The organism is Rhodovulum sp. (genome assembly GCF_011048875.1).
GTDB lineage: Bacteria > Pseudomonadota > Alphaproteobacteria > Rhodobacterales > Rhodobacteraceae > Rhodovulum > Rhodovulum tesquicola.
On sequence record NZ_DSDD01000333.1, the window covers coordinates 1 to 8,524 of the forward strand.

The following is an 8,524-nucleotide window of genomic DNA, read 5'->3' on the forward strand; positions in this document are numbered from 1 at the left end:
GCACCCGGATGAAATCCACCACCGTCCGCGAGGCCCTGCGCGACGCCATGGCCGAGGAGATGCGCCGCGACGAGACGGTCTTCCTGATGGGCGAGGAGGTCGCGGAATATCAGGGCGCCTACAAGATCAGCCAGGGACTTCTTGACGAATTCGGCGCGCGCCGGGTGATCGACACACCGATCACCGAACACGGCTTCGCCGGGCTCGGGGTCGGCGCGGCCTTCGGCGGCCTGCGCCCCATCGTAGAGTTCATGACCTTCAACTTCGCCATGCAGGCTATGGATCACATCGTCAACTCGGCCGCCAAGACGCTCTACATGTCCGGCGGACAGATGGGCTGCCCCATCGTCTTCCGCGGCCCGAACGGCGCGGCCGCCCGCGTTGCCGCCCAGCACAGCCAGGACTACGCCGCCTGGTTCGCGCATATCCCGGGGCTGAAGGTCGTGCAGCCCTATTCCGCGGCCGATGCCAAGGGCCTGCTCAAGACCGCGATCCGCGACCCGAACCCCGTGATCTTCCTGGAAAACGAGATCCTCTACGGCCGCTCCTTCGAGGTGCCGCAGCTCGACGATTTCACCATCCCCTTCGGCAAGGCCCGCATCTGGCGCGAGGGCAAGGACGTGACCATCGTCAGCTTCGGCATCGGCATGACCTACGCGCTGGAGGCCGCCGACGCGTTGGCGAAGGACGGGATCGCGGCCGAGGTGATCGACCTGCGAACGCTGCGCCCGCTGGACACCGAAACCGTCATCGAGAGCGTGAAGAAGACCAATCGCTGCGTCACCGTCGAAGAAGGCTTCCCGGTCTGCTCGATCGGCAACCACATCTCGGCGGTGCTGATGCAGCAGGCCTTCGACTGGCTCGACGCGCCGGTGATCAACTGCACCGGCAAGGACGTGCCCATGCCCTATGCGGCGAACCTGGAAAAGCTGGCGCTCGTGACCACGAAAGAGGTCATCGAGGCGGCCAGGTCCGTGACCTATCGCTGAGGAGGAGCGGCATGCCGACCGAAATCCTGATGCCCGCGCTCTCGCCCACGATGGAGGAAGGCACGCTCGCCAGGTGGCTGGTGAACGAGGGCGACACCATTTCGGCGGGCGATCTGATCGCCGAGATCGAGACCGACAAGGCCACGATGGAATTCGAGGCGGTCGATGAAGGCACGCTGGGCCGGATCCTGATCCCCGCAGGTACCGAGGGCGTCAGGGTCAACACCCCGATCGCCCTGCTGCTCGCCGAGGGCGAGCAGGCCGCGGACGCCGACCGCGCGCCGACGCCGCCGCCGACGCTGCGCCCGGAGGCCCAAGGGGCCGACGTGGCCGGCGCGGCGGCCCCCGCAGGGGGCTCCAAGCCGGCCGCCGCCCCGCCCGTGCCGACCTCGCCCCCAGGCGACCGTATCTTCGCCTCGCCGCTCGCGCGCCGCATCGCCGCGGACAGGGGGATCGACCTCGCCGGGCTCAAGGGCACGGGACCGCGCGGCCGCATCATCAAGGCCGATGTCGAGGGCGCAGAGCCCGGCACTGCGCCGAAGCCGGCCGCCTCTGCTGCACCGACCTCTCCCCCGGCCGCCGCAGCATCCCCCTCGCCCGCGGGCCCGGATGCCCAGGCCGTGGCCAGGCTCTACGCCGACCGCGCCCATGACGAGGTCCCGCTTGACGGCATGCGCAGGACCATCGCCGCCCGCCTGGCGCAGGCCAAGCAGACGATCCCGCATTTCTATCTGCGCCGCGACATCCGGCTCGACGCGCTGATGGCGTTCCGTGCCCAACTGAACGCCCAGCTTGCCCATCGCGGGGTCAAGCTCAGCGTCAACGACTTCATCATCAAGGCCTGCGCGCTCGCGCTCCAGAAGGTGCCCGCGGCCAACGCCGTCTGGGCCGGCGACCGCATCCTTCAGCTGAAACCCTCGGATGTGGCCGTGGCCGTCGCCGTCGAGGGCGGTCTGTTCACGCCGGTCCTGCGGGACGCCGAGACCAAGACCCTCAGCCAGCTCTCGGCCGAGATGAAGGACCTTGCCGCCCGCGCCCGCGACCGCAAGCTCGCCCCCCACGAATACCAGGGCGGCAGCTTCGCGATCTCGAACCTTGGCATGTTCGGCATCGACAGTTTCGACGCGGTCATCAACCCGCCCCATGGCGCGATTCTGGCCGTTGGTGCCGGCGTGAAACGGCCCGTCGTGACCGAGGAGGGCCGGATCGAAGCCGCCACGGTGATGACCGTCACCCTCAGCGTCGATCATCGGGTGATCGACGGCGCGCTTGGGGCAGAACTGCTCGAGGCGATCAAGGACAGCCTGGAAAGCCCGATGGCCATGCTGGCCTGACGGGCCCCCTGCGCGCCGGGCGGAATTACCCCGCCCGGACGGCGGCGCGGCACTCAGACGTCGCCGCCACCCAGCAGATGATCCATCGTCATCGAAGGCTGCTCGCAGCCCGCCTCGCCAACGATCCGGGCAGGAACGCCTGCCACGGTCGATTTCATCGGCACATCGTGCAGCACCACCGACCCCGCCGCGATGCGCGAGCAGCAGCCAACCGTGATGTTGCCCAGCACCTTGGCCCCGGCCCCGATCAGCACGCCGTTGCCGATCTTGGGGTGGCGGTCGCCCTCTTGCTTGCCGGTGCCGCCCAGCGTCACCGAATGCAGCATCGAGACATTGTCGCCCACTACCGCGGTCTCGCCGATCACGATCGAATGGGCATGGTCGATCATGATCCCCTGCCCCAGCCGGGCGGCGGGATGGATATCGACGCTGAAGGCCTCGGACACGCGCATCTGCACGAGATAGGCCATGTCGCGCCGTCCGCTCTGCCAGAGCCAGTGACCCACGCGATAGGCCTGCAATGCCTGGAATCCCTTGAAGAACAGGATCGGCTGGATATAGCGGTGGCAGGCCGGATCACGGTCGTAGACCGCCATAAGGTCCGCCCGGGCCGCCTTGCCCAGCCCGGGGTCGGCCGCATAGGCGGCATCGGCGATCTCGCGCAGCAATTGCTCGGACATCTCGCCGGACGAGAGCTTCTGCGCGAAGCGGTAGGCCAGTGCGTCGTCAAGACCGCCATGGTGCAGAAGGCTGGAATGCATCAGCCCGCCCAGCAGGGGCTCGTCCGTGACGGCCGCGGCCGCCTCGTGGCAGATGCGTTCCCAGACCGGATCAAGTTTGGTCAGGCGCGGTTTCGTCTTGCCCATAGGCGTCCCCTTCCTTTCGCGCGACAGGCTACACCAGCGCGTCGGCGAAGACAAAGCCCGGACATGGCGCAGCGCGCAAGATCTTCAGGCCGGGGAGAAGCTACGCGGGATCCCCCGGCCCGGCAAGGAGCGGGGCCAGGGCGTCATGGGGCAGGAATGGGATCCGCAGGACCAGCAGGACCAGACCGCACCCGACCCGTGGTCAGGCAAGGCCACGCGGCGTCTTCGTGGCAGCTCGGCGATCCGCGAGTGTGGCGAAGACCAGCGCCAGGCAGCGGCAATAGTCGGGATCGTCGAGCAGTGGTTCTGGCGGAAGGGACTCCCGCTGGGCAAGCGCCATGAGAGAACCGTTGCCCCAGGCCGGATGCGCGCGGCCAAATCGCTTGCGATATGCGTCCGCCGCTTCGGCACGCTCGAGCATCAGCGCCATGGATGCGGTGCGTTTACCGGGAGGACAGGCAAAAAGCGCCCGCGCGGCGGCCACCGCGTCGCCAGGAAGAACCGGGCGCATCGGCCTAGACCACCCCCGGCGGAGCGAACTCGGCATAATGAACTGCAAACCGCACCTTGCCGCCTGCGAAGGTTCCGTCCAGAGGGGTCAGCACAAGGGGTTCGGGCCCGTAATAGGTCATCGGCTGGCCCAGAACACCCAAGGCATAGGAGTTCAGACCGGTCCCCAGCCCGCTCCCGAAACGGTCGGGCGCCCCCTCGCTCCCGAGGCTCCAGGCCTGGACCGTTCCGGAGATCGGATCGATCACCCGTGCGGTAACCGCGAAGACCATCGCGTGCGAGGGGATCATCTGCGTCGTCGGCTGCGCCCCCCCTGCCGAGATCGGATGGTCGAATTCCAAGACCCGGGTCGCGAAGGCCGCCCCCGTGGGCGAGACCGCCCCGCAGGTCGCAACAGGCACCCATCGGGTCCCGTCATGGCGCATCTCGCTATCCGTATCGACGATCCAGGCGCGCCAGCCCGCGAGAGGTTCGGCGAAGATCCAGCCCCCATTGTCGGCGATCGCGATGCGGCCCACCTGCCCGGCCCAGTCTCCGGAGGCGCCAGCCGCGACACCCCACGCCTGGCCGTCATGGGCGTCGGCGGGCGGCGCGGCAAGGCCGAGGCTTTCCAGTCGCAGTTGCACCAGCGCGTCAAGCTTCACCAGCGCCTCGTTTACGGTCACATGCTTCTGGGCCTGTGCAGCCTGCAACAGCGGCAGGGAAAGGTTGGCGGTTTCAGTCATCGATCACGATCCTCCGATAGGGTCCAGGTCCGAACTGGTCGGACAATTGCGCCACCTCGACGGCGACGGGCTGCGCCCCGGCATCCGCCGCCCGCATCTGCGCGGTGTAGTTCCAGCTTGGCGCCCGGGTTGTGGTCTCACGCAGAACCTTGCCGCCCAAGCCGACCACGCGCAGGTGATAGGCCTCATGCGCTTCACCCAGCGGCACCTCGACCGAGGCCCAGCTGTCCCCGTCGATCCGGGTCCGACGGATCCAGACAATGGCAAGGCCACCCTGCCCATCGGGCCGTGCGATCAGGTGGCAGGGCGCAAAAGGTCTGAGGCCGATCCCGTCGAACGCCTGAACGACATGCGTGAAAGAGGCATCGTCATAGGGACGAGAGCCCGGACCGATCCGGTAATTGCGGTCCAGTCCGCGAGCCGATAGCGGCAGGCCGATCTGTGTCGGCCCTCCATCGAGCAGCACCACCAGGCTGCCGGCCGGCCAGAGCGCGGGCATCAACCCGTCGGTCCCTGCCTGACCGCGAAGCCTGAGGCGCAGATCGTAAGTCAGGGGCGCCACAAGATCCGCGCGGGCAAACTGGAAGATCTCCCAGTTGCCGGAACTGCCATCGCCGATCGCAGCCGCATTCGCCCCCGCCAGCAATTCGGCCAGCCCCACGGAGGACAGCGCCCCCGACGCGAGTCTGACGCGAAGTGCCGGCCCGCGATCCCAGCGCGCAGGCGCGGCGGCGGCAAGCGGATTTTCGGTCACGCCGATAGTCGCGGGTTGGCCGATCAGCGTGTTGAGTTCGTAGCCCGAATCGCCGACGGCGCCATAAACTGCGACGGTGCCCGGCCAGGGCGTTGCCGTTACCGCCAGATGTGGCGCGTGCGGAACCTCTTCGCCGGTCAGCAGCGGCAGGTCCAGGAACACGGGATGGACGGGCATGGGGGGCACGAAGGGCGCTTGCCGCACCGGCGCTTCATCGCGGTTCGGCGGCGGGTAGAGACCACGCTCGACGCGGGTTGCCTCGATCTCGCGCGCACCCGACAGATCGACCCGGTCGACGCGGAAATCGCCGCCGGGCAAGCGCAGGACGTCACCCGGCCCGACCTCCATCATCGAGGGCGGCAATGCAAAGCGGGCCCGGTCGCGCGCGACGCGGGATTCCGCCAGCCATCTCTCGACCACCGCCTGCCCCTCGCCGCCAGTCAGCACCAGGGCCAGTTCGCTGGAGGCGACCGTGCGGCTTCTTTCATCGGGCAGGATCGCCTCTGCGGCGCGGGTCTCGTAGGCACCGTCGGATTCGATGAAGGAAAGACGGACCCGCCCGGCGGTCTCGGCCTCGGGGGTGCGGATATGTTCGATCGCAGAGGACGACCGCTCGGTTGCCACAAGACGCCCCGCATCGATGACCCGTTTGGGCTGCCCGTTGCGGTTGAAGAAGACAAGCTTCCCCTCGCGCTCGGCCGCCTCGGCGCCATAGGCTAGCATCAGGGGCTGAAGCGCGCTGCGCGCACCGTCGTTGCCCGTCACCGCGTAACCGCGCACAAGCCCGTACAGCTGCTCGACATTCGGGGGCTCCAATCCCGTTGCCGCGCAGATCTCGGCGACCACGGCATCAAGGGCCTGCGCCGAGGCCCGTCCGTTCAGCCAATGACCGCGAGCGTAGTTGTCACCATCCGCCCAAAGCTCTCGGTTGCCCGGGAAATGCGGGAAAGGCCGGGCGTCCCAGGCCCAGACATGAGCGCGGGAGAGGTCGATCATCCGCCCACCATAGACGTCCGACACCGGGTTCTTCGCAGAGTCGGCCCAGTAGGTCAGAACCGCGCGAAGATACTGGTGCTGGATCAGGTCGTCGCGCGCCCCGGTCGAAAAGGGCGGCAGCGCGTTCTCGGAGGATTTCCGATCAACGAACAGGTTCGGCGCGTTGGTGCCCTTGTCCACAGCGGCACAGCCGAATTCAGTGAACCAGACCGGTTTCGAGCGCGGCAACCAAGGCGTCGGCACGGCCTGCCGAACGCCACCGACGCGGTCATGATGAGGGTTCTCCCACCAGCTGCGGATATCCTTGTAGCGCCAGACCCAGGCCTCGCCATTCGCTCCGTCGGTGACCGGCACCCGGATCTGCGCATTGCGGGCCTCGACGCTGGGATAATACCAGTCGTAGCCCTCGCCGCCCTCGATATTGGCCTTCAGATAATCGAGCGCATGGATCGCACCCCAATGGGCATCCACATGCTCCTCACCCTCGCGCCAATCCGAGAGCGGCATGTAATTGTCAATGCCGATGAAATCGATATTCGGGTCGGCCCAGAGCGGGTCGAGGTGGAAGAACCGGTCGCCCGGCTGATGGGCGGGTTGATACCCCGAATATTCGCTCCAGTCGGCAGCATATCCGATCTTCGCACCCGGCAGCACCGCGCGGACATCTGCTGCCAGCGCGCGCAGCGCCTCGACCGCGGGAAAGCTGTTGGCCGGGCCGCGGATCGTGGTCAGCCCGCGCATTTCGGACCCGATGCAGAACGCCCCCACCCCGCCCGCAGCAGCACAGAGATGAGCGTAATGCAGGATGAATCGGCGATAGCTCCAACCGTCGTTTCCAGTGTAGCGGACCGTCTGGCCATCGAAGACAAAGTCTTCCGGCCGGGCCGAGCCGAAGAAATCGGCAACCTCCGCAGCGGCTTCATGAGTGCCATCGGGCGAGAACGGATGGCCCGGCGCAAAGGACAGCGTGATCCGTCCCCGCCAGGGCAGATGGGGCTGACCCTCTTCCCCGGAATAGGGATCGGTCAAGGTATTGCCCTGAAGCTGATCCATCAGGATGAAGGGGTAGAACACCGTTTCCTGCCCGCCCTCGGCGAGCGCCTTGATTGCCTCGATGACGCTTTGGTCGGACGGCGTGCCACCATAGATCGCCCGCCCCTCGATGCGCGGGATCACATTGGCCTCGTCCCGCGACAGCCCCGCCACACGCCAACGCATCGGCTTGCCATCGATATCGTCCTGTTCGACGCCGGGCGCGATGCGCGCCATACCCGCCCGCAGATCGCCCGAGAACCAGCTCACCACCAGCACCACCGACCCCACGCGCGGCAACTCACCCCGCAGCATGTCCAGCGACACCGCGAGGTCGGATTTGCCGCCCGGCGTGTTCACATTGGCCGAACGTACGACGCCCGGTGCATCCTCGAAATGGACGGGCGTGGTCGCCAGCGCATATTCCCCCGTGCCCGGGATCAGCGCGACCCCCTGAACGAGATGGGCAAGGTCCTCGACCTCGCCCGCCGCCGCGCGCACTACCTCGAACGAGAATTGCGGCACACGGTTGCCGAACCGGCCCAGATCGAGTTCCTCGATCACCAGATAGGCAATGCCGCGATAGGCAGGCGCCTGGCCCATGCCTTCGACCGCCTCGATCAGCGGGTCGGGCAACTGGTCCTCGCTGCCCGAATAGACCCGCATGTTGATCTCGTCGGGGGCGATCTCGGTCCCATCGGCCCAGATCCGGCCCACCCGCGCGATCTCGCCCTCGCAAAGCGCAATCGCCAGGCTGACGGTATAGCTGTATTCGCGGACCTTGGGCTGCGACGGCGCACCCTTTCCGCCACCCGACTTCTTGACCCGCTCCTTGAAGCGCGAGGCCCAGATCACCTGTCCCGACAGCCGCGATCGCCCCCAGAGCCGGGTCACCGGCGCCCCCTCGCTGGCGCCGGTCAGGTGAAACCGCTCGACGCGGCCAGTCTCGATCGCCTGCGAGCCCGTTCCGAGCAATTGCTGGTCGATCGCCCGGCCGATCGTCGCGCCGACAGCCCGGCCGATCACCGCGCTCGACAGCCCCAGTACCGAGCCGCCCAAAGCGGAGCCCGCCGCCGCACCGGCTGCGGACAGAACGATTGTTGCCATGGTCTAAGTCCTTTCGGGAAACGCGAACCGAGCCACGATGCGGCGTGCCCATGGCGTCGAGAGCGGGCTCTCGACCACCCCGTGGCCGTGATAGGCGTGGATGAAACTCGCCCGCGCGCCGATCGCGCCCTGAATGCCCAGATGCTTGGCAACACCCGCCTCGCGCAGACGGAACAAGATGACGTCTCCAACGGCCGCGTCCGCTACTGGC

General features: G+C 67.6%; 6 protein-coding genes and 1 pseudogene. 2 read left to right on the forward strand and 5 right to left on the reverse strand.

What is annotated here, in order from left to right; translation table 11 throughout:
• The coding region (locus ENN83_RS11680) for a pyruvate dehydrogenase complex E1 component subunit beta (RefSeq protein WP_287187228.1) at positions 1-989 on the forward strand (989 nt) is incomplete at its 5' end.
• 11 nt (positions 990-1,000) lie between these two features.
• On the forward strand, positions 1,001-2,323 hold the full coding sequence (locus ENN83_RS11685; protein ID WP_287187229.1) for a pyruvate dehydrogenase complex dihydrolipoamide acetyltransferase: 1,323 nt from the start codon (positions 1,001-1,003) through the stop codon (positions 2,321-2,323).
• A gap of 53 nt (positions 2,324-2,376) precedes the next feature.
• Here the strand turns inward: ENN83_RS11685 and cysE are convergent, their stop codons facing one another.
• The 5 genes and pseudogenes from cysE to ENN83_RS11710 all read right to left on the reverse strand — a co-directional run.
• On the reverse strand, positions 2,377-3,189 hold the full coding sequence (cysE, locus tag ENN83_RS11690) for a serine O-acetyltransferase (RefSeq protein WP_287187231.1): 813 nt from the start codon (positions 3,187-3,189) through the stop codon (positions 2,377-2,379).
• Positions 3,190-3,391: 202 nt separating this feature from the next.
• Complete coding sequence (locus ENN83_RS11695; RefSeq protein ID WP_287187233.1) at positions 3,392-3,619, reverse strand: hypothetical protein; 228 nt, start codon at positions 3,617-3,619, stop codon at positions 3,392-3,394.
• An 85-nt stretch (positions 3,620-3,704) separates the two neighbouring features.
• A complete protein-coding gene (locus ENN83_RS11700) occupies positions 3,705-4,424 on the reverse strand; it encodes a DUF2793 domain-containing protein (RefSeq protein ID WP_287187235.1) in 720 nt (239 codons plus the stop codon).
• A complete protein-coding gene (locus ENN83_RS11705) occupies positions 4,417-8,313 on the reverse strand; it encodes a baseplate multidomain protein megatron (protein WP_287187236.1) in 3,897 nt (1,298 codons plus the stop codon). Before ENN83_RS11705 ends, ENN83_RS11700 begins: the two co-directional genes overlap by 8 nt.
• A gap of 3 nt (positions 8,314-8,316) precedes the next feature.
• Positions 8,317-8,524, reverse strand: a pseudogene (locus tag ENN83_RS11710) (peptidase); the annotation flags it as partial.

Bases quoted from the DNA above. Each gene is read 5' to 3' on its own strand.
- ENN83_RS11685 (WP_287187229.1), top strand. From the start codon at position 1,001: ATGCCGACCGAAATCCTGATGCCCGCGCTCTCGCCCACGATGGAGGAA.
- cysE (WP_287187231.1), bottom strand. From the start codon at position 3,189: ATGGGCAAGACGAAACCGCGCCTGACCAAACTTGATCCGGTCTGGGAA.
- ENN83_RS11695 (WP_287187233.1), bottom strand. From the start codon at position 3,619: ATGGCGCTGATGCTCGAGCGTGCCGAAGCGGCGGACGCATATCGCAAG.
- ENN83_RS11700 (WP_287187235.1), bottom strand. From the start codon at position 4,424: ATGACTGAAACCGCCAACCTTTCCCTGCCGCTGTTGCAGGCTGCACAG.
- ENN83_RS11705 (WP_287187236.1), bottom strand. From the start codon at position 8,313: ATGGCAACAATCGTTCTGTCCGCAGCCGGTGCGGCGGCGGGCTCCGCT.